The sequence below is a fragment of the Sphingomonas bisphenolicum genome, from assembly GCF_024349785.1.
GTDB lineage: Bacteria > Pseudomonadota > Alphaproteobacteria > Sphingomonadales > Sphingomonadaceae > Sphingobium > Sphingobium bisphenolicum.
Genome location: NZ_AP018817.1, coordinates 2,838,816 through 2,859,931, shown reverse-complemented (window position 1 = coordinate 2,859,931; position 21,116 = coordinate 2,838,816). Strand labels below are relative to the sequence as shown.

The following is a 21,116-nucleotide window of genomic DNA, read 5'->3' as shown; positions in this document are numbered from 1 at the left end:
GCCTGCAAAGCCGATCGGACCTTGTTCGCGAACCCCATCAGGGCCAGCAGTCTACACCGACTGCATCAACAGGCCGGACAGACGACTGCACCCGACGGAACGTCAGATCATCACTTTATGCTTGCAACGCGGGAGCCATCCACAGAGGACCGTCTGCACTTGGGTCGCGAGAATTGGCCCGCGAGTGACCGACATGGGTCGGTTCCAGACTATAGACTTCAATAACGGGAACCCTCTAGCCGGTCGGTCATCGAAATACTGCTGGTTACGCCATTTTATCTCGACTGCTGGAACATAGCGACGCGTACCGGGTATCTCGGCAATGAATTTGCTCGACCCTGGCTTATCCCTTCCGATCCTCGGCGCCATAGTCGCTGGCGCCTTGATCGGCGCGGAACGTGAATATCGGTCAAGCCCGGCGGGCTTTCGCACACATATTCTCGTCAGTCTGGCCTGCGCGCTTCTGATGCTGGCCGCCGTCCACCAAGTGCGGTGGCTCAGTGACACACCGCTGGAGATCGGTAAGCGGGGTCTGACGGCCGCCTTGCATGCCGGGCATTCGCCGGGATGATTGCCGCTCTTTGAGCGGGGTGGCGGGTGTCGGACGAGATCGGGGATTCAGCGAGCTGTGCAGCGACTACTCATACGAGCGGTCGTATGAGTAGTCGGATAGAAGTCGTTAGCCGGGTGTCGGGCCGGCGGCGCTGGACGGTGGATCAGAAGCTGGCCGTGCTGCGGGATGCATTTGGCCCGGAGGGCTGCGTGCGCGCGGCCTGTGAACGCCATGATGTCGGCAGCGGATCGATCTACACGTGGCGGCGACAGGCGATGTCCGGTGAACTGGCCGGGGTACGCAAGCCGATCGAGCCCGTTTTTGCGGAGGTGCAGATCAGCGAGCAGCCAGCCTTGCCCGCCCCAACGCTCGCGGCGCGCAGCGGCAGCGTGATTGGCATCGAGCTGCCGTCAGGTATCAGGGTGAGCGTGGATGCCACGGTCGATGCCGATGCCCTGTCGCGGGTGATCGGTGTCCTGACACGATGATCCCGCTGCCACCATCGACGCGGATATTCCTGGCCTGCGGCGCGACAGATATGCGCAAGGGTTTTGACGGCCTTGCCGTGATGACGCAGCAGGTCCTGGAGCAAAGCCCGCATTCCGGCGCGCTATTCGTCTTTCGCGGCAAGCGCGGCGATCTGGTGAAGCTGCTCTGGTATGACGGCCAGGGCATGTGCCTGTTCTCCAAGCGGATGGACCGAGGGCGCTTTGTGTGGCCGTCGACGAAGATGGGGTCGGTGGTGATGACCGCAGCCCAGCTTTCGATGCTATTGGAAGGCATCGACTGGCGGCGACCGGAACGCACTTTCACCCCTTCATTGGCGGGGTAAAGCGCCCATTTTCTGGCACTTTTATTAGCATTTTTGCTGCTGATCTGCTATGTAAATGCAGTGTCGGACCCAGGCCTTTCCACCCCTGATAAAGACGCTCGGATCGCCGAGCTTGAAGCCGCATTGGCCGCCGCCCATGCCGATATTTCCGCCCGCGACATCCTGATCGACACGCTGCGCGTGCAGATCGCGCGCCTCAAGCGGATGCAGTTCGGCAAGTCGTCTGAGAAGCTCGATACCCAGATTGCTCAGCTTGAGCTGGCCCTTGAAGAGCTCGAAGGCGAGGCCATCGTCGCCGCCGCGCGTCGAGGCGATCCGGTAGCCGTCGATCGGCCATCACCGGTTCGGACGCTGCCAGCTCATTTGCCGCGCGAGGAGCAGCGGATCGAGCCCGATCAGGGTAACTGCACCTGTCCCGACTGCGGCGGCGCGTTGCGGCCGCTGGGGCAGGATAGCGACGAGATGCTCGATGCCGTGCCGGTGCAGTGGCGCGTCGTTCGGACCATCCGCCCCAAGTATAGCTGCCGGTCCTGCGAGAAGATCGTGCAGGCGCCCGCGCCGGTAAAGGCGATAGCGCGGGGCAAGGCGACCTTCGGCACGCTGGCCCATGTCGTCGTCTCCAAGTTCGACCATCATCTGCCGCTTTACCGTCAGGCCGAGATAATGGCCGCCCAAGGCATCGAGATCGACCGCTCGACGCTGGCAGGGTGGGTCGGGCAAGCATCCGTGCTGCTCGACCCGATCGTCAGTCGCATCCGCGAGGTCGGACTGACGGCTTCAAAGATTCACACCGACGATACGCCGGTCCCTATGCTCGATCCGGGACGTGGCAAGACGGCAACCGGCAGGCTCTGGGCCTATGCCGTCGACGATCGCGGTTCTGGTGCGACCTCACCGCCGTTGGTCTGGTATGAGTTCACCACCGACCGGACAGGCGCACATCCCCAACGGCAGCTGGCCAGTTTCACCGGCTATCTTCAGGCGGACGGCTATGCCGGATACGACAAGCTCTACGACACCAACCGCGTCACCGAGGTCGCCTGCTGGGCGCATTTCCGCCGCAAGATATTCGACATCCACGCGACCAAGCCGACACCGCTCACCACTGATCTGCTGGAACGCATCGGCCAACTCTATGAGATCGAAGCAGAGGTTCGCGGCCATCAGCCTGATATCCGACGACGAAGCCGACAGGACCGCACCAAGCCATTGATCGACGAACTGCACGAGGCGCTCGACGATGCGCTGCGCCGTCTTTCGCCCAAGTCGGAGATGGCCAAGGCGATCGCTTATGGCCGCAAGCGCTGGGTCGCGCTCACGCGCTTCCTCGACGATGGCCGACTGGAGATTGATAACAACATTGCGGAGCGCGCCATGCGCTGCGTGGCCCTGGGCCGCAAAAACTGGCTGTTTGCAGGATCAAAGGCGGGCGGTGATCAGGCCGCTGCCATCTACTCCATCATCGAGACTGCCAAGCTCAATGGCCTCGAACCGCAGGCCTACATCGCCGATGTCATCGCCAAGATCGCTGGCGACTGGCCTGCCGCGCGCTGGGATGAACTCATGCCTTGGAACTGGCAGCCAGATCAGCAACCGATCGCCGAAGCCGCCTGATCTGCGGCCTCCAGCCCACGCTTACGGAGATCGTGCGCATTGATCCGGTTAGGATGGCGCATGGCGTATTGACGGGGATCGGCTTTCTATGTGGTGGGGTCATCTTCCGCGAAGGTTTCGGTGTTCGAGGCTTGACGACCGCCGCGTCGCTATGGATGACCGCGTCCCTCGGGATCCTGTTCGGCGTCGGCTTTTTCGATCTCGCCATTGCAGGATCCATCGCAACCTTCATCGTTCTGGCTGCAGTGCGGGCATCCGAGCGTTTCCTGCCACAGCGTCGCTACGCCACAGTGCGGGTCCACTATCATCGGTCGGCTGTCATTAATCGCGAGGCCCTCGAAACTATTCTGTTAAGCGCTGGGCTGATGGCTATTTCCATAAGTCAGAAGGTCGGCAAGGACAGCCAGGAATTCCAGGCAACGGTTAGTGGCAATAGTGACAAACGAATGGATCTGTTGGCATCGATCCTGATTTCCGCCCCCGACGTGATCGGTTTTGAGTATGAACCGCACGGCACATAGGGTGACTTCCGACCAGTGCGACACCGTCATGTTGCGTCAGGCCACTGCTCTTCCATTTGTGCCACTGGCACCCCCGTCGCAAAAATGTACCTGTGCCTTTCCTTTCGCCTTGGAGCGATAAAGTGCACCATCGGCACATTCCATCAGGCCATCGAGGTCCAAGCCGTGCACTGGTGCCAGAGCGATGCCAATGCTGACGGAGATTCGCATTTCAGTCCCGTCAATCCGATAGGCGTCGGAAAGCTGCCGGATGACCCGCCGCGCCAGGAACTCAGCTTGGTCAGGATGTTGAACGCTCGGCTGCAACACAACAAACTCATCGCCGCCCAGCCTCCCCACGACATCCTCGGCGCGCACCGTGGCTACGAGCCGTTCGGCAACCTGGGCCAGCATCTTGTCACCGATAGGGTGGCCGAACTGATCGTTGATAGCCTTGAACCCGTCCAAATCCAGATAATGAACGGCAATTTGCTGATCGGCACGGCAGGATGCAGCATGCATCAGAAAGGATTCACGGACCAACAGGCGGTTGGCAAGGCCTGTTAGGGGATCGAAGCGAGCCAGTTTTCCAAGGTCATGCTTCGTCGTGAGATGTTCCACCGTCGACTGATAGAGATGCCGAACGGATTGGATACTCATCACCGCGACGACCAAGAGAATCACTGCCTCAAGGATGAAAAACTGGGCATGCAGCGCATGCGGTCCGTCGCGCACTGCGTGAGCCAGCAGGGCCAACGAGACGGGCAGGACGGAGAGGGTCTGGCCAATAAGGCACAGCTTTGGCCGGCTCGAGTTGCGAGAAACAATGCCCGCGCCGAACGTAAAAATGAGGCTGACGGTTGCGAGATGGACGAGCGGCTGATGGGCTGGGAGAACCGCCACATTGAGACCGGCTACAAGGGCTGCGCAAACATAGGTCAGCACCGCATATCGTCGCTCCCATATTTTGAGGGCTGGAACTGTTTGAGCTATCCCTCCGGTGCGATGAAAGGCGCGAATGACCAGCAGGCGACCGACCGTCACCCCGCTGGCGCACAGCACCAATGTCAGAATGACCTCGTCTCGCCAGCTCAGAAATACGAGCGCTCCCACCAGAACCTATAATATGCCAAAGCCAAGAACCGGGGCGCTCATGGTGAAGAGAGTCGCGACGAGATCGCGGTAAACGGCGTCCGGCAGGATCTGGTCGGACGCCCGGCTGAAAATAGGTGGAGCCGACCGTTTGTCGGGAATGAATGCACGCCTCTCCATGTTCGCATAATGGCCGAAAAAGCTTAACAATTGCTTTTAGCCTTAGCCTCGAGCCCGTAACTCGGTTCAATCGCATGCTGTCGCGGGGAGAAATAGCAAACACCGAACTTTTCTAGGACGATGTCGTTTGAACCGCGAGAGTAGCGGTCGCACAGCGCGTAAAAGCTAAGCAAAGTCATTGTGAGCATGACTGCGCCCTCGATAGGTTCGCTTCCGCTGCAAGCGGAGCGGCTTGGGCGACGTGAACTGTTTCTGCTGCAGGCGAATGCCACGCTCGACGACCGCAGCTGCTGCGAACGGAAGGGTGGCATTTGTCTGAAGGCTTCCCGAAACGCCGGACCTAGAGCATAATCCGATCTGATTGAATCGAGGGTCTTTCCTTAGACTGGAAAATCTGATTCATCATGTCAGCTGGACGAGGAGGCCAGCCTGGCATGAAGAAGTTCATCTCAGAGGATTTGCGTTCGCGGGTGATTTGGCGGTCGATGGCGGTTTGTCACGGCGCGCGGCAGCCGAGCGTTTTGGAGTTGCGGCGGCGAGCACGGTTCGCTGGGTTCGCGAATGGCGAGAGACCGGATCGACACGGACGAAGCCCCAGCGCGGCGACATGCGGTCACGGCGGATTGACGCCCATCGCGATGTTATTCTCGGTGCGATCGAGGAGCAGGTGGACATCACGCTGGTTGAACTGGCCGAGATGCTGCGATCAGAGCATGGAGCCGTATTTGCTCCGAGCACCATGGCGCTTCCTCGACCGTCACTCGATGACGGTCAAAAAAACCGCGCACGCCAGGGAGCAGGAGCGGTCCGACGTTCTCGCGCGGCGGCGCGCATGGTTCAAGGCCCAGCCTGATCTCAACTCCGAGCAGTTGGTGTTCATCGATGAAACCGGCGCGTCAACGAAGATGGCGCGTCTGCGCGGACGGGCAAGGCGCGGCATGCGATGCCAGTCGCCAATCCCGCACGGCCATTGGAAAACCACCACCTTCGCCGGCGCGGTGCGCTTGACGGGGATGACCGCGCCCATGGTCCTGGACGGCCCCATGACAGGCGAATGGTTCGGGGCCTATGCCCAGCAGGTTCTGGCCCCAACGCTGCGCCCTGGCGACATCGTCATCCTCGACAATCTGCCGGCTCACAAAACAGCGGCAGCCCGCGAGGCGATCGAAGCAGTCGGCACGCGCATGCTCTTCATTCCGCCAAATAGTCCCGACTTCAATCCGATCGAAAACGCCTTCTCGAAACTAAAGGCCATCCTACCAAAAGCAGCCGCCCAAACCATCCCGGAGCTATGGGATGCCATCCGCGACGCTTTGCCCCGCTTCACTCCTGAAGAATGCGCAAACTATTTCACCGCCACCGGATATGAACCAGAGTGATCCGATTCTGCTCTAGGTACTGGGCATCGTGCTCACCGCCTTTGGCGCATTGCAACGTGAGCGGCTTACCGGCCGGTGGAACCGCCAGAACGAAGCTGGTGCCTTCCATATCGAGCCGCGCTTCGATCGCGGTCCCGGCCGGCACCACGGTCTTGCCGCTCTTGCGAGGCGCGGTCTCTCCTTCGCGGAAGCGGTAGTCGGCACGCGCCCAGACTATTCCGCCGTCCGCAATGAAGCTGACGTAGTCGGTACGGGGATCGACCCGGAACAGCGATTCGCGACCGGAGAACACGAGGAAAGCGATCACCATCGCGACCAGCGCGACGTTGGTTGCGACAATCAGCGTGGTGATGATCCGGCACAAGGGGGTAGAAGAAAGTTATCAACCACCAGGATGCCGACCCTCTATCATGTCGGTTATCTTATTTGCCAGTTCGTTCATCACAAAAGGCTTGGTGATCACCTCCATGCCCGCGTCGAGATGACCGTTGCCCACCGCGGCATTTTCTGCGAAGCCGGTGACGAAAAGCACTTTAAGGTCGGGACGCCCGAGCCGCGCTGCATCCGCAACCTGACGACCGTTCAATCCACCAGGTAACCCGACGTCGGTAATAAGTAGATCAATCCTGGCATCGGACTGAAGAATTCTCAAACCAGAGGGACCATCTTCTGCTTCGAGCCCGACGTAGCCTGCTTCTTCGAGCACTTCCACGATGAGCATGCGCACGGTGGGCTCGTCATCGACTACGAGAACGGTTTCGCCCGCGCCCATCTCGGGGATCGCTGCTTCGAGGGAACCGGCATCATCCGCAATCTCACCTGTATAGCGGGGAAGGTACAGGCACATCGTCGTCCCATGCCCGGGCTCACTGTAAACGCGGATCTGCCCCCCGGATTGCCGGACGAAACCGTGGATCATGGATAAGCCCAAACCAGTGCCCTGACCGATCGGCTTGGTGGTAAAGAAGGGATCAAAAATCCGATCGACGATGTCTCGGGAGATGCCTGTCCCCGTGTCCGTAACACACACGGAAATATATTGTCCTGGCGGTAGATCCCGCTCGCGCCCGGCGCGATCGTCCAGCCACTTATTCGCCGTCTCGATTGTGAGTTTGCCACCCTCGGGCATGGCATCACGTGCATTAATGGCGAGATTGAGCAGTGCACTTTCCAGTTGAACGGTATCGATTCTGGCGGCCCAGAGCCCTGCCGCTCCTACAACTTCGACTCTGATTGCTGGGCCGACAGTGCGTGCAATAAGATCGTCCATCCCGAAAACCAACCGATTCACGTCAGTAGGTTTAGGATCGAGGGTCTGGCGACGAGAGAAGGCAAGCAGCCGCTGGGTTAGCGCTGCGGCGCGCTGGGCGGACGTTTGCGCCCCATTGATAAACCGTTCTATGCCGTCAGTGCGCCCTTGTGAGATGCGCCTCTCGATAATTTCAAGACCGCCACTGATGCCCGCTAACAAATTATTGAAGTCGTGCGCGATACCGCCGGTCAGCTGCCCTACGGCCTCCATCTTCTGCGCCTGCCGGAGCTGCTCCTCTGCCGCCGCGCGCTTGCCGATCTCAGCTTCAACTTGTTCTTCCAGCTTCTCGTTTAGCTGGTGAAGCCTTGCTTCGGTCGCCTTGCGTTCGGTAATGTCGATCACAGTGCCGACAAATCGTTCACCTTGACCTCGTTCGAAGAAAGCGCGGCCGGTGGCCGAAACCCAGCGCTCCTTTCCATCCTCAAGACCTATCGTCCGATACTCTATATCGTATCGCCCTGTCCCGCTGGGGTCGATCGCGCGCCGAACAGCCTCATCTGCCCCTTCGCGATCGTCCGGGTGAAGGCCGGCGAGAAACGAACCTTCGTACGTGACGACCGCGTCTGGAGCCAGGCCGAAAAGCCGTCTGCATCTCGCGTCCCAACGAAGCTCGCCAGACGCGGGGTCGTAATCCCAGGTGCCGATCTCAGCCGCCTCGGTCGCCAGCCGCAAACGCGCCTCGCTATCGGCAAGTTCAGCTTCGGCTTTTCGGCGCTGGACAAGTTCGCGTTCAAGAGCCTGGAACAGCCTAGCATTATCGATCGCTACGGCGGCCTCAGCCGCAAGACCTTCCAAACCTCGCGCCGAACGGTCATCGAAGACGCCAACATCGCCATGTCCAAAGAATAGCCCTCCGATCACGCCTCCCGCCCGGGAGATGACCGGTACCGCCAAGTAGCTGCGAACCGGAAGATGCCCTTCCGGCATGCCTTGTCGCGGCGCGTTCTTGCCGTATCGCTCATCCTGGGTGATGTCCTGGGAGCAAACAATGCCTTCACCGGCGAAGGTAGGTCCAAAAACCGCCGTGTTGCGCGGCATCGGAAATTGCGAGAAGGCTTCTGCAGGCGCGCCTGACACGGTATATAGCGTATAGCTCTCCCCGGCTTCATTTTCGACATTGTAGAAGAAGGCACCAAATTCGGCGCCCGTCAGCTCCACCCCAGCGTCGGTCACGATTTGGACAAGTTCCTGAAGATCGGTTTTGGCTGCAAGGGCAGATCCGGCGCGATTGAGTATCTCCAGCGCGCGCCTTTCTTCGGAAATCGCCTCCTGCGCGGCTCGATCCTCTGTGCGGTCCCGCAGAATTTTTGTGAAGCCGATCACGGTCCCGCCCTTATCGCGGATCGGCGACATCTCGCCTACCGCCCATAGCCGCGAACCATCGCGGCGTATTCTCCAGCCCTCCTGTCCCCCTCCGCGTCCAACCGCGAGCGCATCGCTCATCTCCTGCCGCAATGCTGCGGCGCCATCTCCTGGAGGAAACAGGCGCTCGAGTGTTTCGCCCAGAACATCGGCAGCGGTCCAGCCGAGCATTCGGGATGCGCCCTCGTTCCAGCTGGTTACTCGCCCTTCAAGGTCAGTGGTAATGACGGCCGTGCCGACCGCGCTATCGACGATCTGACGCCATTCGTCAGCGCTCATTGCGCGCGAGCGGCTTGGCTTAGACATTAATCCCCCGAAGAAATTATGTGATTTCAGACCGAAACTCGAAAAGGTCGATTTGGTTGCAGACGGCCGATGCCCGGTGAGAATTCTTCGACGCGCTCGGCTTTGGGATGGATCAACACAGCTTTGATCGTCGCCCGCGACCTCCATCCAGCGAGCAAACGCTCTGTGCGAGCACTGCTTTGCTCGGGCAGTAGCGTGAGGCATTCAGGTCAAAATTGCGACGTGGTGATGCAAAGAGGTTCGCTGAGCATCAAAGCTCAGATATATATCCGAGCTTCGTCTGGGCCCGGGTCAGTCTGGCGAACATGGGCAGGATGTAAAAATAGGGAATTGCGAGTCCCCGAGGCGTCGAACGTTCCTCTAAGGCTTTTCATCCTGCTACTGTTATAGGTTTGGGTTTTAAAGGGCGCGTGATGATGGGCAGGGGAAGGGATGAGGTGGGCCACTGACAGAGGGGGCACGTCCCGGCTCGCCCATGTCGAAAAGGTGCCGCAGGAAGGCTATCATGGCGCTATGCCCCTCCACTGTCAGCAAGACAAGAATCCGCCGATGATCATGAGGATCATAGTCCCGGCCAATAAGTCCGGCAGCCTCAAGGCCATCGAGGCGACGTATGGTGCCAGGAGCGCTGTCGCCTGACACTGCCATGGTATCTTTAACGCACAAGGGCTGGCCTTCTGCGCTGGCAATAAACAGCGCGAGCATGATATCCCATGCGGCGTCGCGAAAGACGTGCCTCGGGAAGTCCGCCGAACTTTTGAGCCTCGCGGCGCGCGCGTGCTTTGCCAACATAAGCAGATCAGGGGTGGGGCTAACGGTGAATCTGTCAGTTGCCTGATATGAACCCATTTCCGCCTCTCTTGCTTCGAGCCACATATATTTGGTCTGCGTGAGGGGAGCTTACCGAAATTCTGTAAAAAGACAGTGACGCACAAACAGACAGCTTGACCATCGCGATTTATCCGTTGCCTCGAATGATTGACAGATATCAGGCTGTGACCGATTGTAGGCTGATGACCGACCGTAAGCCGGAATATTATCGTCTGCTAAGTCTCGCTGTGGCGGAAGAGGCTGCGGCCGCGGCTGCCAAACAGCGCAAGGACGACATATTTTTAGTCGACGGTCATCGGAACCGGGCCGCCTTTTTCAGAAAGGCAGCGGATAATTTTTTGCGCACGCAAGACAGCAGCAAGGGTGACCAGAGCGAAACCAAATCTTAACCGCTACGGGTTGAGCTAATCCCAAAGCGGTCACAAATCAGATCGTTATGGGAGGTAGCTGTGAAAGTTGGCTGGTTCTTCTACTATTCAACGCGATGCCGTCGCCATCGCGAACTGGCGTGCACGGCGCGCACCGATTTCGCAAGAGACGCGCATAGGCGGCTGGCCTGCCAATATGCAGATCGCGCCGCGCGCGCCATGGCCCAGTTCTAAGCTTACCTGCTCAACAGGCGCCGGGTGGTCACAGAATGATGATTAACAACTGTTAATCACGAAAAATTGGGAACCCATTTCTCGTCCATTCGTCTCACGAGCGCGACCTTATAGTTCGTCCTTCGATAGCCCCACCTCTCCCCCCGGGAGGTGGGGCACTTCGTAGATAGTGGCTTAAGCGATCGTCGCATCGCTAAGCCAATTGACCCGCTGACTTCCTGGCGAATAGCTGGCGTGATGGACTATTTGTGGACAGCTTCACGCGGCCCGGTAAAGCTTGTGCTCAGCTATCATGGGGACCGGACGCGGGCCCTTCTTGCAATTAATGTGGTTGCACAGGAAGGCGATGCCGGTCACGCGATACGCCGCTCGTAATGGATCAATCCGTATGATGTCGTTCGGGGTATCGATGAGCCATGGGAATTGATGCGCGGCCGCGGACATGATGACAGACTGACAAGGATATGCGTTCCAAAGCTCGCGGTGCTGGCACGATATTTCCGTTCCGCGCCCGTGACGCGCTGGCTATGAGCGCACACTAACGGACGAGCAAGGTCTGGTCCTACGCGGTCAGCATACATCATTCCAGTCATGCCTAGAGGTCGTTGCTGGCCTCGGGGCCGCGCGCCATTCGCAGATGACCTTCGAATATGGGCGCAATCTTCTAACCTATTCTTTTACAATGCGGTTGGAAGACTGCGCCGCCTATAGCGCGCGGCTCTCGTGGTCCGGCTGGACGTAACGAGGTGAAGGTTGCGCAATCACGCAGCTTTCAAAGCGCATCGCGTCTGGCGGAACACTCACGGGCTGGCGCCGTTAAGTGTCAGACGACTTGGTTATATAAGAAGAGGATCGACGAAATGGTTCAAGCATCAGCGCTTTTTGACACCCATAATGAAGCTGAACGCGCAGTGGCCGATCTGCGGACACTTGGTGTGACGGACACCGACCTTTCGGTGATCGCCCATCATGGCGGCACCACCACGACACGATCTGGCGATGGCGAGATCACAGATGAGCATCATCGCAATATTCTGCGCGGCATTCTGGGCGGCGGCGCGCTTGGTGCTGGTCTGGGTATCGCCGCGCTCGCAATTCCGGGTGTTGGCCCGCTGGCTGCCGCTGGCGCCATCGCTGCATCGGCTCTTCCTGAAGCCGTGGGGATCGGGGCTGTCCTCGGCGCGATCGGCGGAAGTCTGAACGAAGTTCTGACCAAGCACGGCGTGGAGGAAGAGGACGTCACCTATTATAATGAAGGGCTTAAAGACGGCCGTGTGCTCGTAACGGTGAACGAAGCAGGCATCGACGGCGATCTGGTCCGCGACGTCCTCTACAGAAATGGTGGGCATAATGCGGCGCGGACCCGGGCCGCATCTCTATAATTAAAGGCCTTCCAGGAACGCCCGTTCCTGGAAGGCCTTGTGGTGCAAACCGGCTACGTCGTTTTGCGACGATGATATTTATCTGGAACAGTGATAATGGCCAAGGACAACAGCAAGCCCTTTTCTCCGCCTGCATATGATGCAGATGAGAAATCGACCGAGGCAAAGCTCGGGATTACGCCGCTTAATGACGGGGATGGACCTGACAGGGGGCGTCGAGCCCAGGAGGGTTCAGGTGCGGTTTCCGGCAGCGGAGCCGGAGCTGGTGGGACAGCGGTGGGCAAGGAAGATTATGACGAGGACAGCGCAGGAGGAGGGGGGGCTGGTTCCCCGCACAAGGCGCGTTCTGGAGGAGATGGCGTTACAGATGACGGCGGGGAAGATGCTGGCCGAGGCGATGACCTGAAGCTTCCGCCGAACAGCTCATCAATGTAGGATGGGTGTGCCCAATGATTGGTCCTGTTGCGCAAGCTGCCCCTGCAAAACCTTCTCATTGGCTGACCTGCCTGGAAGTTACGCTGTGCACCCCTCAATGGAAGGCGCTCAGGAGAAATATTGCTCGCATCTCCATTGGCATTAGATAAAGTAAGAAGGCCGTGCAGATATACAGCGCGTTACGTGCAATGACATGTGGTCTCAGCCATGGAAAAGACTGAATTATTGCGTAGAATGTGGAGCAGGGTTGAGCATTGTCGTCGGCTGGCGATCACGACTGGCGACCGATACACCGCAGACGCCCTGATAGCCATGGCAAATGAAGGCGAAGCGGACATAAAAAGACTGCTGATGGAAGATTTTCCTATTGTTCACACGATAGCATCAAAGGCGGAATAGGGCTCAGGCCTAGAACATTTACATATCTGGCACCTTCTGCAAATTAGTCTATTTTGAAGCGGCAATTCGATACCGGTTTCGTTTACCGCACCGCTCCATCGACGGCGCGCACCGTCGCGCTTATGTATGCCGTAGGCGCTTTTCAGCGTTAGGAGCGGCAATCGGCGGAGCCTTCATTGCTTCAAGGCGGCGGGCGGTGGGTTCGGTCGATCCGGTCGCTCACTTGCTCTACTGCAAAGGCTCAGCGTCGAGAGCTGGCGAAATAGCGGTTCCCTCAATTGGGCGTCGGCATTTGGCAAACCGCGAATTGTTCCTTTAGGCACGTTCCGATAACGCCAAATCATCACGCCACGCATCTTTGGTAAAATCTATCACACCAAGATGCGGCTCATCACAATAATGCGGTGGTGGTTCCATCGTCACGCCCATGACAGGGTCGTGGGCGCGCTTTGAATCTGGTCGGCAGTTCCTATTTATAGCGGGGAATAATGTAGACACGCGGAGGACGAAATGGCGAATGGATGGGCGCGGGACGGCGCCGTACAGGATCAGATCGACGACACGGTGAAAGATGCTGTTCTGCGCGCACGCGTGACGATGCGGACCGGCGAAGGCTCCGAACAGTGCGAGGATTGCGGAGAGGATATTCCAAAGGCCCGGCGAGCGGCCCTCCCTGGTACTCGGACCTGCGTCGCGTGCCAATCGACGCGCGACACGGACAGGCGCAGCGTCGGGATCAATCGGCGCGGAAGCAAGGACAGCCAGCTGCGATAGGCAGTGGCGGTCTGCTACGTTGCAGCCTCCACGGGAAACCTGCCACGGCGGCAATCCGGTCGCGCCTTGAAATCGCCGCAAGGCGGACCCGGTCGGCTTGCGCGCTATGATCGATCTGTCGGCAGAAAGAAGCGACAGGGATGCGTTTGCCCGATGGCTAGCGCATCCTTAAAGGGCGAGGCGGGCTCGAAGCATTCGAAGCGTGACGATAAGCCCCCCTTCGCTCCACTCGTAGTCGATCCGGCCGCCAAGCTGACTTGTTACACTACGTTGGAGCAGTTTGCTGCCAAACCCGCCAAGACCATTGGGAGCATCGACTTTCGGTCCGCCACGTTCCACCCATCGCAGCACGACATCGTCGCCATCTGCGTCGCTGGATATATCCAGAGTGCCGGACGCCATCGACAGAGCGCCATATTTCATCGAGTTCGTTGCCAGTTCGTGGATCACAAGCGCCACCGCCGTCGCTGACGATTGTCCGACGCCCATCCGCTCTACGGCCACTCGAAGCCGCCCCTTGAAGGCACCGAGATCATCGTAGGGCGCCAGCAGCACCGTCAGGAGATCACCCAGGAGAGCAGCGTCGCCCTGGCCTCCGGGCAGCGGTCGCACCAGGTCATGCGCCCGTCCCAACGCTGTCAGACGTTCGGTCAGTTCTGTCGCCATCTCTTGTACGCTTGTAGCTGAGTGCGAAGAGATGGCCGTCAGTCCCGATGCTATGGACAGGAGATTTTTGACGCGATGGCTCATTTCACCGGCCAGGAGCTCATTGCCTTCTTCGGCCTGCTTGCGCCCAGTAACATCAAGAAAAATGCCGAACATGGTTCGTCCGACGATACCGGAATCCTCGCCCTGTCCACGCGCCGCTACCCAGCGCACCTCATCCTCGATGAGGATTCGAAAGTCGGTCTCATAAGGTCCAAGGATCGCACGTGTTGCAGTGAACGCAGCGCGGACGCGGTCGCGGTCTGCGGGATGAATGTGGGCTGAGAGCTGTTCGAAAGTAACCGTTTTGGACCATGCAAGCCCCCATAGCGCGAAGCCCTGTTCATCCATTGTGAATTCGTCGGTGTCGACGTTCCAGGCCCATAGAGCTACTCCCGCAGCCTTGATAGCCAGACGCAGGTGATCCAATTTCCATTCAGTGGGCTTGGCCAATTCTGTCATCGTTTTCGTCTGTTTCCCATATCTTTGAGACAAGCGTCTACCTTAACGCACGAAAGGCGTTCGTCCCATGCGATTTGACAATATGGTCTGCGATGGAATATCCACAACCATCATATGGCGATACCATAGCTCGGTTTATCACAATGCCCAGGATGCGGCTCGCCAGACCCTCCCTGTGTAAGGGGCAAGGACAACAGGAACATTGCTTTCTCCAGACGGCATAAGTTGACAACCTTATTCCCGGCATATCGGCCTATGCCCTTGGCCGCCGATATGGCTGCAGGGTGGGGTGTTGCGACGCGCTAGCGCGTGCGGTGGCAGTCGCCTTGGGGGGCAGACCGGTTCGCGGATGATGGCGCGTCTGTCGGCGCCGTGGTCGCGTGATACAATGCTGCGCGTTCTTCGACGCGTTGACCCTGCGGCCGTGCCGCCGCCACCTGCGCGGGTCATCGGCATCGACGACTTCGCCTGGCGCCGTGGCCACAGCTACGGGAGCATCGTGGTTGATCTCGAGTGCCGCGAGGTCATTGATTTACGGCCTGATCGTCAGCGCGACACGGTGATTGCTTGGCTGCGCTAGAACCCGCAGGTGGAGATCATCTGTCGCGACCGTGGTTCCGGTTATGGCGCGGTCGCCAGTGCTGCGGCACCGCAGGCGCAGCAGGTGGCCGACCGCTGGCATCTGTTCGAGAATGCCTCGGCGGCATTTCTGGTGGCAGTACGTTCGGAAATGCCATGTTTGCGGTGCACGCTGGCGCCGACGGGGCCGCTTGATCCAGCCACCTTGACCCGCGCGGAGCGCATCCAGTGGGATGGCGCGCAATTGCTCGAGGCACTCAACCTCCAAATCATTGATCGGGCCGGGCAAGGCGTGCCGATCAAAGCCGTGGCACGCACAACCGGCGTGTCACGCAACACCATCCGCAAGATCCTTCGCGGCCAGCGTCACCACACCTTCCGCACGCGCCAGAGTTCGCTCGATGCCTGGTGGTTGACCCTTGAAGCGGAGTGAAGCGCCGGTTGCTGGATCGGCGCCGAATTGTGGCGGCGGCTGAAAGCATGCGGTTTTGGCGGTCGATACGCGTGGTCAGCGAATGGGCTACACGACGTCGTCGCGCCGAGAAGCTCGGCCACACCGGCGGTGCGAGGCTGAGTGCACGGACCATAGCGCACAGCATGACCACCGAGCGCGACACCGGCTCGGCTCAGACCGCGCTGATCAACGCGGTTATCGGAAAGGCTGGGCCCGCGCTAATCACCGCACGCGAGGCTCTCGACGGCTTCCAAGCGATGATGCGCTCGAAAGACAAGGCACGGCTCGATCCGTGGATCGCCATGGCGGCTAAGACCAAACTTGCGGCATTCGCCGCCGGGGTCGAGACCGACGAGGAAGCCGTCGCTGCCGCGATCTCAACGCCGTGGTCCAGTGGTCAGGTCAACCGCTTGAAAGCCATCGTGCGACAGATGTACTGGCGCGCCAAAATCGATTTGCTCAAGGCCAGGGTCATGGCACCTGCATGATCCAAATTGCACGGAATTTGAGTCAGACCCCAAAGAACACCCCCGCCGAAGCGGGGGCAGTCCTGTCATTTCTCGCCGTTGCCGGGCGTGGAGGACTTGGGCGCCTTGCCATCCTCTGTCCGGCCCTCGTTCCGTAGGTCACGGCCTTCCTGGGCCTTCTTCTGCGCTTCAGGGGTCTTGCCATGCTCATTGGCTTCTTCCTTGAGATAGCCAGCGGCTTCCTTGATCTCGCCCTTGATACTCATGATGCTTTCCTATTCACGTCGATCATTTGCGACCGGGATGTTTATAAAGCGCGCCAAAGCCGAGAACGCTCCTCAGCCGGACTTGGCGGGGCGTCCGCGTATCGGAATATAGTCGCAGGTGAAGGCGAGCTCGCTGGTGGCGTCGGTCGGTGTCAGGTGAATGTAGAGGCGCTGGTCGCTGGTCGCTGGCCGCGTCTGCCAGGCTGAAGGCCTGCTCCGCCTCGTACATATCGTCGCGATGCGGTTCGACCCAATGCCTGGCATGTTTGATCGCCCGTGTCTTTGCCAGTTTCTCCGTAGGCGCGACGACGAAGACATTGCGATGCCGCTCGGCAAATTCCGCGGGATCATATCCGCCCAGATTGACGAAATAGAGCCGCTCCTCGCCCGAAAAGGGCTGAGGCCGCAGCGACACATCATATCCATCGGCATGGTCGAGTTCAGCCCAGCAATCGATGTGCAGGCTTCCGGCTTTCCCCCACCATTGGCGCAGCAGCTCAGCATGGGCTTGCTCGATCGATGGGGCGACGACGAAGCGCATGTCATGCACCTCGATATTGGCGCCGACCATCTCGCCGCCAATATAGATTGCGAACAGCTTCATCCTGCCACCCCGCGCTTAACTGTGTCAGCCCCATGTGCAGTCTGGCCAATTGCCGCAGCCAAAACCGCACCGACAGTCAGCCCAATCTCATGCGAACTGGTGATGCCCTGGATGAAGGGATGACGGCCCATCAGGAACGGCAGACTGAGGCAGAACAGCTGATCGTCGGGAATGCCGGACGCGACGGGATGATATTGGTCGTCGATGACGATCCCGCGCGCCGGCGCACCTTCGGCTGTTGCCATATCCTGAACAATGCCCTGGTCGCATAGGGACGGGAAGGGGAAGTCCTTCGCCGACAAGGCCCTCTGGCCCATTGCATCAATGAAGACGGGATAACGTGTGCTTTCATCGTCAACCTGGAGAATGGCGCCGCTCTCCGGGCCGTGGCTGTCGATACGATATTTCTCGCCGATGGCGATGACCGAGAGTTTGCCGGCACGGTGAAGGGCCAGCATGCGCTGGATCGATTCATGCGGGACGGTCGCATAATCATCGACAAAAACGGGCTTGAAATAGCGCGAGAAGCGCTTGAAATCCCGATCGTCGAGATGAGGAACCAGCAACTCGATAACCTCGTGCGTCCGCAGGATCGCGTAGCGCCAGGCCACTGTATATTGGGCTTCATAATTTCGCTGCGCCTCGGCAAGGTTGCGTTCTGCCCAGATGAACGGATCGCTCGCCATACGCTCGGCAAAATAGCGGTCGCAAAAATCCTCCAGCGCAAGCGTCTCCAGCCCGACCGAGGCTGCATATTCGGGGTCGGCCAGAGCAAGCTCTTGCCGAAACAGGTCATAGGCCGCGTCGAGCATATTGCCGTCGTCCGCGTCGATGATGGCATCCAATGCCTCGGGCGTGCAGATGACCGGCGGCTCGTAGGGAATGGAAAAATAGAAATCGGCCTCGGGTAACAGACCCTTGCGCGACATCATGGTCATGTGAAAACCCTCTGTCCCCTCGGCTGGAGCGTAGGTCAGTTCGTCGCCATCTTCGACAAAGGCACCGGTGACCGCCAGTGCCACGGCTGCGTCGATCGCGCTGAGCGACGACCCCCGATGCCTATCGACACGGGCGGAACCTTCGCCAGCGCCGTCGCTGGCCATGGGCTCAGGAAATAGCCGGGTCGGACTTCGGGCTCGGCGGGCCACTGGTGTCCGGTCGCCAGAGCGACATGGTCGAACCGCTCCTGAAAGATGGCGACGCGCTTGGGACGGATGGTGAGCGTCATGCCGTCGTCCGCACTGACAGCATCGAGAACCTTGCAGGAGGAGCGCACCGCGACGGTTACATCGTTCGCCCGAAGCCGCACGATCAGCGCCGCCAACTGGTCGAAGAAAAACTCACCGAGCGCGCGACGCGTGAATAGAAGGTGCGATCGTCGATCCCGCCTGGCTCGATGTCCAGATCGGTCAAGCGGTCTGCCGGCTGCCGGCGCAGCCAGTCGATCAGCGTCTCCTCGATCGGCGGTATCTCGACGCTGGCGATGTTCGACAGCATCGCCGGGTCGTTCCATCCGGGCGATAGGGCGTGCCACGCCCGACATAGGCCTGTTCCTCGAAGATCGTGAGGTCGAACGGCTCTGTCGCGTCGCTCGCCAATGCGCGGAGAGTGTAAATGGCCGTCGGGCCGGAACCGACAAACGCAACTTTGGGTCTCATTCCGGCTTAAATGCTTGAGGCGGCAAAGTGACGACGGTGCTTCAAAAAAAATATTGGGTCAGAAAAAGTATGGCTCGCGACCGGGGAGGAGGCTGGGAACGAGAAGCGCGCCATGTGGATTATGGGTTATTGCGTCTCGAGGAGATCATCATGGCTGCACGCCCCTATTGGAAAGGCCAGATCAGGCTGGCTCTCGTGTCCATCCCGGTCGAGATATATTCGGCCACCAAGAGTGGCGCGACGATCGCCTTCAACCAGATCCATGAGCCCTCGGGCAAGCGCATCAAATATGAGAAAGTCGTGCCCGGCATTGGGCCGGTCGACCTGGACGAGATCGTCAAAGGTTTTGAATATGCCAAGGGCGAATATGTCCTGCTCGATGAGGAAGAGATCGAAGGCGTCAAGCTGGAGAGCAAGAAGACGCTCGAACTCACCCAATTTGTCGATGCCCAGGACATCGACATGATCTATTTTGAAAAGCCCTATTATGTGGTGCCGGCCGATGACCTTGCCGAAGAAGCGTTCATCGTGTTGCGCGAAGCCCTGCGCCGTAGCCGCAAGGTCGGGCTGGGCCAGCTTGCAATGCGCGGGCGGGAATATGTCGTGTCCATCAAGGCCTGCGGCCGCGGCATCGTCATGGAGACGCTCCGCTATGCCGACGAGGTCAACAAGGCGGCCAGCTACTTCCGCGAGATCGGTGATGCTGATCCCGACGATGAACTGCTCGATCTCGCCACGACGCTGATCGACAAAAAAACGGGCAAGTTTGATGCGACCGACTTTCGCGACCGCTATGTCGATGCGCTGAAGGAACTCATCGAGCGTAAAAAGAAGGGCAAGACGCTGAACATCGAGAGCGAGGAAGGCGGCGCTGATCCTCGCGGCAGCAATGTCGTGGACCTGATGGCCGCGCTCAAAAGCTCGCTTGGCGGATCAGGAAGCGGGAAGACGGTCGCAAAGAAGGCCCCGGCAAAAGCCACGGCCAAGGCGCCTGCGAAAAAGGCGGCTGCGAAGGCTGCCGGGAAAACCACTGCGCGCAAGCGGGCTTGACGGGTGGCAGAGGCAATCACCTATGACGCTGGCAATGATGACGATGCTGGCGCCTTTGCTGAAGGCGCTATCACGCTATGGGGAAATCTCCTTGCCCTCATGGGAACGCATCTCCTTGAAACTGGCATGGCGCGGCAGGAGGTTCTCGACATGCTGACGATTCTGCACGAGACCAATGAGGAAACAATTCGATCGCCGCGCGCCCGGGCAGTTGCGGCGCGGCATCTGATGTCCGTCTACGAGGCTCTGGGCAAGGCTTGAGCCGGTCCAGCCATTGAACCCAATCGCTTCGAGCCTGGTGAACGTGCGGCATGTCGTGAAGGTGTTGCAAGATGGCGGATGACAGTCTCGGCGATAAATTGCGGGCAATGGCCGATCATCGTGGGCTGAAGCTGGTAAAGTCGAGGCGGCGCAAACCAGGCACCGGCGACTATGGGAAGTTCGGCCTGACCGACATGGCGGGAAAGCCGCTTTTGGGAATCGGCGAAAAGGAACTCACGGCTTCGCCGGAAGACATTGAGGACTATCTGCGAGCAGGCGCTACCAGCACGTGGAAGGCTTCTGCGGACAGCACTCCAGAGCGCCCCGCATCGAAAAAGAAGCCTGAATCGGTGGATCAGGAGGAGGAAGATGCTCCGCCAGCGATCAGGCCGCGCGCCAGGCGCACGTCGCGGACCAGGGCTGGAAAGCAAGATCCAGTACGCGAGAAGGCCGCGTCTGGGCGCGCAGTGCAGGCCTCGCGCACTGCGTCCAGGAACTTAGAGGTCGACGAGCCGGTGACTTCAGCGCGTCGCTCCCGATCAGCGCCTCCGGCACCGGCGCCACCCGAGCCAGAGTTGCGCATATGGGCTGGCAAATCTGCGGATGCTGCCGCGCTGGCGCCCTTGCTCGCACAGCTGGCCCATATCGATATCGACGAGTTGGCCATCGCGCGTCATCTTGAGGCTGCCCGCAAAGCCCAGGGCGGCATGGCGGTGGCCGAATATGGCGACCTTGTCGGTTTTTGTGCCTGGGCTGTCCTTCACACCGTGCAGCATGGCGCCATTGGTCGCATCACTCTGCTGCTGGTGGATGAACGGCGTCGCCGCCGCGGCGTCGCGACCGGCTTATTGGAGGCCGCGACGACAGCATTGCGCAAAGCGGGCTGCAAACGCCTTGAAGTGATGAGCGACATCGAGATCGCCAACGCACATGGTTTCTTTAGGGCACTGAAGTTCGAGCAGACCAGCTATCGCTTCGCTCGCGACATAGATTTGGCGGACTGAGCAGTCCGGCTGTGATCCCGTCGCTGCCACGGGGAACGAGTCATCCCACTGAG

23 protein-coding genes and 2 pseudogenes are annotated in these 21,116 nt (G+C 59.6%); 16 read left to right on the top strand and 9 right to left on the bottom strand.

Features of this window, described 5'->3' with window-relative positions; translation table 11 throughout:
• The first annotated feature begins 322 nt into the window (after positions 1 to 322).
• The 5 genes from SBA_RS14200 (at position 323) to SBA_RS14180 (ending at position 3,520) form a co-directional block, all read left to right on the top strand.
• The gene (locus SBA_RS14200; RefSeq protein WP_261934892.1) at positions 323 to 571 is read left to right on the top strand and encodes an MgtC/SapB family protein; all 249 of its coding nucleotides are present in this window, start codon (positions 323 to 325) and stop codon (positions 569 to 571) included.
• Positions 572 to 657: 86 nt separating this feature from the next.
• Positions 658 to 1,041, top strand: coding sequence for an IS66-like element accessory protein TnpA (gene tnpA / locus SBA_RS14195; protein ID WP_104960067.1), 384 nt, complete (start codon positions 658 to 660; stop codon positions 1,039 to 1,041).
• Positions 1,038 to 1,385 (top strand): IS66 family insertion sequence element accessory protein TnpB, encoded by a 348-nt coding sequence (tnpB, locus tag SBA_RS14190; protein ID WP_104960066.1) that lies wholly within the window; start codon positions 1,038 to 1,040, stop codon positions 1,383 to 1,385. Before tnpA ends, tnpB begins: the two co-directional genes overlap by 4 nt.
• A gap of 102 nt (positions 1,386 to 1,487) precedes the next feature.
• Positions 1,488 to 2,999, top strand: coding sequence for an IS66 family transposase (tnpC, locus tag SBA_RS14185; RefSeq protein ID WP_390902434.1), 1,512 nt, complete (start codon positions 1,488 to 1,490; stop codon positions 2,997 to 2,999).
• The gene (locus SBA_RS14180; RefSeq protein WP_261934890.1) at positions 2,954 to 3,520 is read left to right on the top strand and encodes an MgtC/SapB family protein; all 567 of its coding nucleotides are present in this window, start codon (positions 2,954 to 2,956) and stop codon (positions 3,518 to 3,520) included. Before tnpC ends, SBA_RS14180 begins: the two co-directional genes overlap by 46 nt.
• Before the next feature lie 36 nt (positions 3,521 to 3,556).
• Here SBA_RS14180 and SBA_RS14175 read toward each other — a convergent pair whose 3' ends face one another.
• On the bottom strand, positions 3,557 to 4,612 hold the full coding sequence (locus SBA_RS14175; RefSeq protein ID WP_261934889.1) for a GGDEF domain-containing protein: 1,056 nt from the start codon (positions 4,610 to 4,612) through the stop codon (positions 3,557 to 3,559).
• Between the two features lie 593 nt (positions 4,613 to 5,205).
• On the opposite strand from SBA_RS14175, the pseudogene SBA_RS14170 reads away from it, so the two are divergent.
• Positions 5,206 to 6,150 (top strand): annotated as a pseudogene (locus SBA_RS14170) (IS630 family transposase).
• Here the strand turns inward: SBA_RS14170 and SBA_RS14165 are convergent.
• Both SBA_RS14165 and SBA_RS14160 read right to left on the bottom strand, forming a co-directional pair.
• Positions 6,122 to 6,514, bottom strand: coding sequence for a hypothetical protein (locus SBA_RS14165; RefSeq protein ID WP_261934888.1), 393 nt, complete (start codon positions 6,512 to 6,514; stop codon positions 6,122 to 6,124). The pseudogene SBA_RS14170 and the gene SBA_RS14165 overlap by 29 nt on opposite strands.
• Before the next feature lie 18 nt (positions 6,515 to 6,532).
• Complete coding sequence (locus SBA_RS14160) at positions 6,533 to 9,103, bottom strand: PAS domain S-box protein (protein ID WP_261934887.1); 2,571 nt, start codon at positions 9,101 to 9,103, stop codon at positions 6,533 to 6,535.
• 971 nt (positions 9,104 to 10,074) lie between these two features.
• Between SBA_RS14160 and SBA_RS14155 the strand changes: the two genes are divergently transcribed.
• The 4 genes from SBA_RS14155 to SBA_RS14140 all read left to right on the top strand — a co-directional run bounded on the left by SBA_RS14155 (position 10,075) and on the right by SBA_RS14140 (position 13,553).
• Positions 10,075 to 10,350 (top strand): hypothetical protein, encoded by a 276-nt coding sequence (locus SBA_RS14155; RefSeq protein WP_261934886.1) that lies wholly within the window; start codon positions 10,075 to 10,077, stop codon positions 10,348 to 10,350.
• A gap of 959 nt (positions 10,351 to 11,309) precedes the next feature.
• The gene (locus tag SBA_RS14150; RefSeq protein ID WP_261934885.1) at positions 11,310 to 11,945 is read left to right on the top strand and encodes a hypothetical protein; all 636 of its coding nucleotides are present in this window, start codon (positions 11,310 to 11,312) and stop codon (positions 11,943 to 11,945) included.
• Between the two features lie 642 nt (positions 11,946 to 12,587).
• Positions 12,588 to 12,779, top strand: coding sequence for a hypothetical protein (locus SBA_RS14145; protein WP_261934884.1), 192 nt, complete (start codon positions 12,588 to 12,590; stop codon positions 12,777 to 12,779).
• 510 nt (positions 12,780 to 13,289) lie between these two features.
• The gene (locus SBA_RS14140; RefSeq protein WP_120249842.1) at positions 13,290 to 13,553 is read left to right on the top strand and encodes a DksA/TraR family C4-type zinc finger protein; all 264 of its coding nucleotides are present in this window, start codon (positions 13,290 to 13,292) and stop codon (positions 13,551 to 13,553) included.
• A gap of 168 nt (positions 13,554 to 13,721) precedes the next feature.
• Here the strand turns inward: SBA_RS14140 and SBA_RS14135 are convergent, their stop codons facing one another.
• Positions 13,722 to 14,720 carry a sensor histidine kinase gene (locus SBA_RS14135; protein ID WP_261934883.1) on the bottom strand — a complete coding sequence of 333 codons (999 nt, stop codon included), beginning with the start codon at positions 14,718 to 14,720 and terminating at the stop codon, positions 13,722 to 13,724.
• Positions 14,721 to 15,069: 349 nt separating this feature from the next.
• Here SBA_RS14135 and SBA_RS25215 point away from each other — a divergent pair, with 349 nt between their 5' ends.
• The 3 genes from SBA_RS25215 to SBA_RS14120 all read left to right on the top strand — a co-directional run bounded on the left by SBA_RS25215 (position 15,070) and on the right by SBA_RS14120 (position 16,241).
• Positions 15,070 to 15,300 carry a transposase gene (locus SBA_RS25215; RefSeq protein WP_120249844.1) on the top strand — a complete coding sequence of 77 codons (231 nt, stop codon included), beginning with the start codon at positions 15,070 to 15,072 and terminating at the stop codon, positions 15,298 to 15,300.
• A gap of 9 nt (positions 15,301 to 15,309) precedes the next feature.
• On the top strand, positions 15,310 to 15,732 hold the full coding sequence (locus tag SBA_RS14125) for a helix-turn-helix domain-containing protein (protein ID WP_120249845.1): 423 nt from the start codon (positions 15,310 to 15,312) through the stop codon (positions 15,730 to 15,732).
• A gap of 164 nt (positions 15,733 to 15,896) precedes the next feature.
• Complete coding sequence (locus tag SBA_RS14120) at positions 15,897 to 16,241, top strand: hypothetical protein (protein ID WP_261934882.1); 345 nt, start codon at positions 15,897 to 15,899, stop codon at positions 16,239 to 16,241.
• 65 nt (positions 16,242 to 16,306) lie between these two features.
• Here SBA_RS14120 and SBA_RS14115 read toward each other — a convergent pair whose 3' ends face one another.
• The 5 genes and pseudogenes from SBA_RS14115 to SBA_RS25300 all read right to left on the bottom strand — a co-directional run bounded on the left by SBA_RS14115 (position 16,307) and on the right by SBA_RS25300 (position 18,748).
• Positions 16,307 to 16,486, bottom strand: a complete 180-nt coding sequence (locus SBA_RS14115) for a hypothetical protein (protein ID WP_261934881.1) — start codon at positions 16,484 to 16,486, stop codon at positions 16,307 to 16,309.
• Between the two features lie 22 nt (positions 16,487 to 16,508).
• Positions 16,509 to 17,090 carry a DUF1543 domain-containing protein gene (locus tag SBA_RS14110; RefSeq protein ID WP_261934880.1) on the bottom strand — a complete coding sequence of 194 codons (582 nt, stop codon included), beginning with the start codon at positions 17,088 to 17,090 and terminating at the stop codon, positions 16,509 to 16,511.
• Positions 17,087 to 18,193 (bottom strand): Rossmann-fold NAD(P)-binding domain-containing protein, encoded by a 1,107-nt coding sequence (locus SBA_RS14105; protein ID WP_261936796.1) that lies wholly within the window; start codon positions 18,191 to 18,193, stop codon positions 17,087 to 17,089. Before SBA_RS14105 ends, SBA_RS14110 begins: the two co-directional genes overlap by 4 nt.
• Before the next feature lie 104 nt (positions 18,194 to 18,297).
• A pseudogene (locus SBA_RS14100) lies at positions 18,298 to 18,603 on the bottom strand (hypothetical protein); the annotation flags it as partial.
• The gene (locus tag SBA_RS25300) at positions 18,536 to 18,748 is read right to left on the bottom strand and encodes an FAD/NAD(P)-binding protein (RefSeq protein WP_390902337.1); all 213 of its coding nucleotides are present in this window, start codon (positions 18,746 to 18,748) and stop codon (positions 18,536 to 18,538) included. The gene SBA_RS25300 and the pseudogene SBA_RS14100, both read right to left, overlap by 68 nt.
• A gap of 150 nt (positions 18,749 to 18,898) precedes the next feature.
• Between SBA_RS25300 and ku the strand changes: the two genes are divergently transcribed.
• The 3 genes from ku to SBA_RS14085 all read left to right on the top strand — a co-directional run bounded on the left by ku (position 18,899) and on the right by SBA_RS14085 (position 21,063).
• Positions 18,899 to 19,798 carry a non-homologous end joining protein Ku gene (gene ku, locus SBA_RS14095; RefSeq protein WP_120252017.1) on the top strand — a complete coding sequence of 300 codons (900 nt, stop codon included), beginning with the start codon at positions 18,899 to 18,901 and terminating at the stop codon, positions 19,796 to 19,798.
• Positions 19,799 to 19,801: 3 nt separating this feature from the next.
• Positions 19,802 to 20,059 (top strand): hypothetical protein, encoded by a 258-nt coding sequence (locus SBA_RS14090; protein WP_120249849.1) that lies wholly within the window; start codon positions 19,802 to 19,804, stop codon positions 20,057 to 20,059.
• A gap of 71 nt (positions 20,060 to 20,130) precedes the next feature.
• Positions 20,131 to 21,063, top strand: a complete 933-nt coding sequence (locus SBA_RS14085) for a GNAT family N-acetyltransferase (RefSeq protein WP_261934879.1) — start codon at positions 20,131 to 20,133, stop codon at positions 21,061 to 21,063.
• The last annotated feature ends 53 nt before the right edge of the window (positions 21,064 to 21,116 follow it).

What these genes read in the sequence shown, in the direction of transcription:
- SBA_RS14135 (WP_261934883.1), bottom strand. Translation starts at nt 14,720, where the DNA reads ATGACAGAATTGGCCAAGCCCACTGAATGGAAATTGGATCACCTGCGT.
- SBA_RS14110 (WP_261934880.1), bottom strand. Translation starts at nt 17,090, where the DNA reads ATGAAGCTGTTCGCAATCTATATTGGCGGCGAGATGGTCGGCGCCAAT.
- SBA_RS14105 (WP_261936796.1), bottom strand. Translation starts at nt 18,193, where the DNA reads ATGGCCAGCGACGGCGCTGGCGAAGGTTCCGCCCGTGTCGATAGGCAT.
- SBA_RS14115 (WP_261934881.1), bottom strand. Translation starts at nt 16,486, where the DNA reads ATGAGTATCAAGGGCGAGATCAAGGAAGCCGCTGGCTATCTCAAGGAA.
- SBA_RS25300 (WP_390902337.1), bottom strand. Translation starts at nt 18,748, where the DNA reads ATGAGACCCAAAGTTGCGTTTGTCGGTTCCGGCCCGACGGCCATTTAC.
- SBA_RS14160 (WP_261934887.1), bottom strand. Translation starts at nt 9,103, where the DNA reads ATGAGCGCTGACGAATGGCGTCAGATCGTCGATAGCGCGGTCGGCACG.
- tnpA (WP_104960067.1), top strand. Translation starts at nt 658, where the DNA reads ATGAGTAGTCGGATAGAAGTCGTTAGCCGGGTGTCGGGCCGGCGGCGC.
- SBA_RS14120 (WP_261934882.1), top strand. Translation starts at nt 15,897, where the DNA reads ATGACCACCGAGCGCGACACCGGCTCGGCTCAGACCGCGCTGATCAAC.
- SBA_RS14085 (WP_261934879.1), top strand. Translation starts at nt 20,131, where the DNA reads ATGGCGGATGACAGTCTCGGCGATAAATTGCGGGCAATGGCCGATCAT.
- SBA_RS14200 (WP_261934892.1), top strand. Translation starts at nt 323, where the DNA reads ATGAATTTGCTCGACCCTGGCTTATCCCTTCCGATCCTCGGCGCCATA.
- ku (WP_120252017.1), top strand. Translation starts at nt 18,899, where the DNA reads ATGGCTGCACGCCCCTATTGGAAAGGCCAGATCAGGCTGGCTCTCGTG.
- tnpB (WP_104960066.1), top strand. Translation starts at nt 1,038, where the DNA reads ATGATCCCGCTGCCACCATCGACGCGGATATTCCTGGCCTGCGGCGCG.
- SBA_RS14140 (WP_120249842.1), top strand. Translation starts at nt 13,290, where the DNA reads ATGGCGAATGGATGGGCGCGGGACGGCGCCGTACAGGATCAGATCGAC.
- SBA_RS25215 (WP_120249844.1), top strand. Translation starts at nt 15,070, where the DNA reads ATGATGGCGCGTCTGTCGGCGCCGTGGTCGCGTGATACAATGCTGCGC.
- SBA_RS14145 (WP_261934884.1), top strand. Translation starts at nt 12,588, where the DNA reads ATGGAAAAGACTGAATTATTGCGTAGAATGTGGAGCAGGGTTGAGCAT.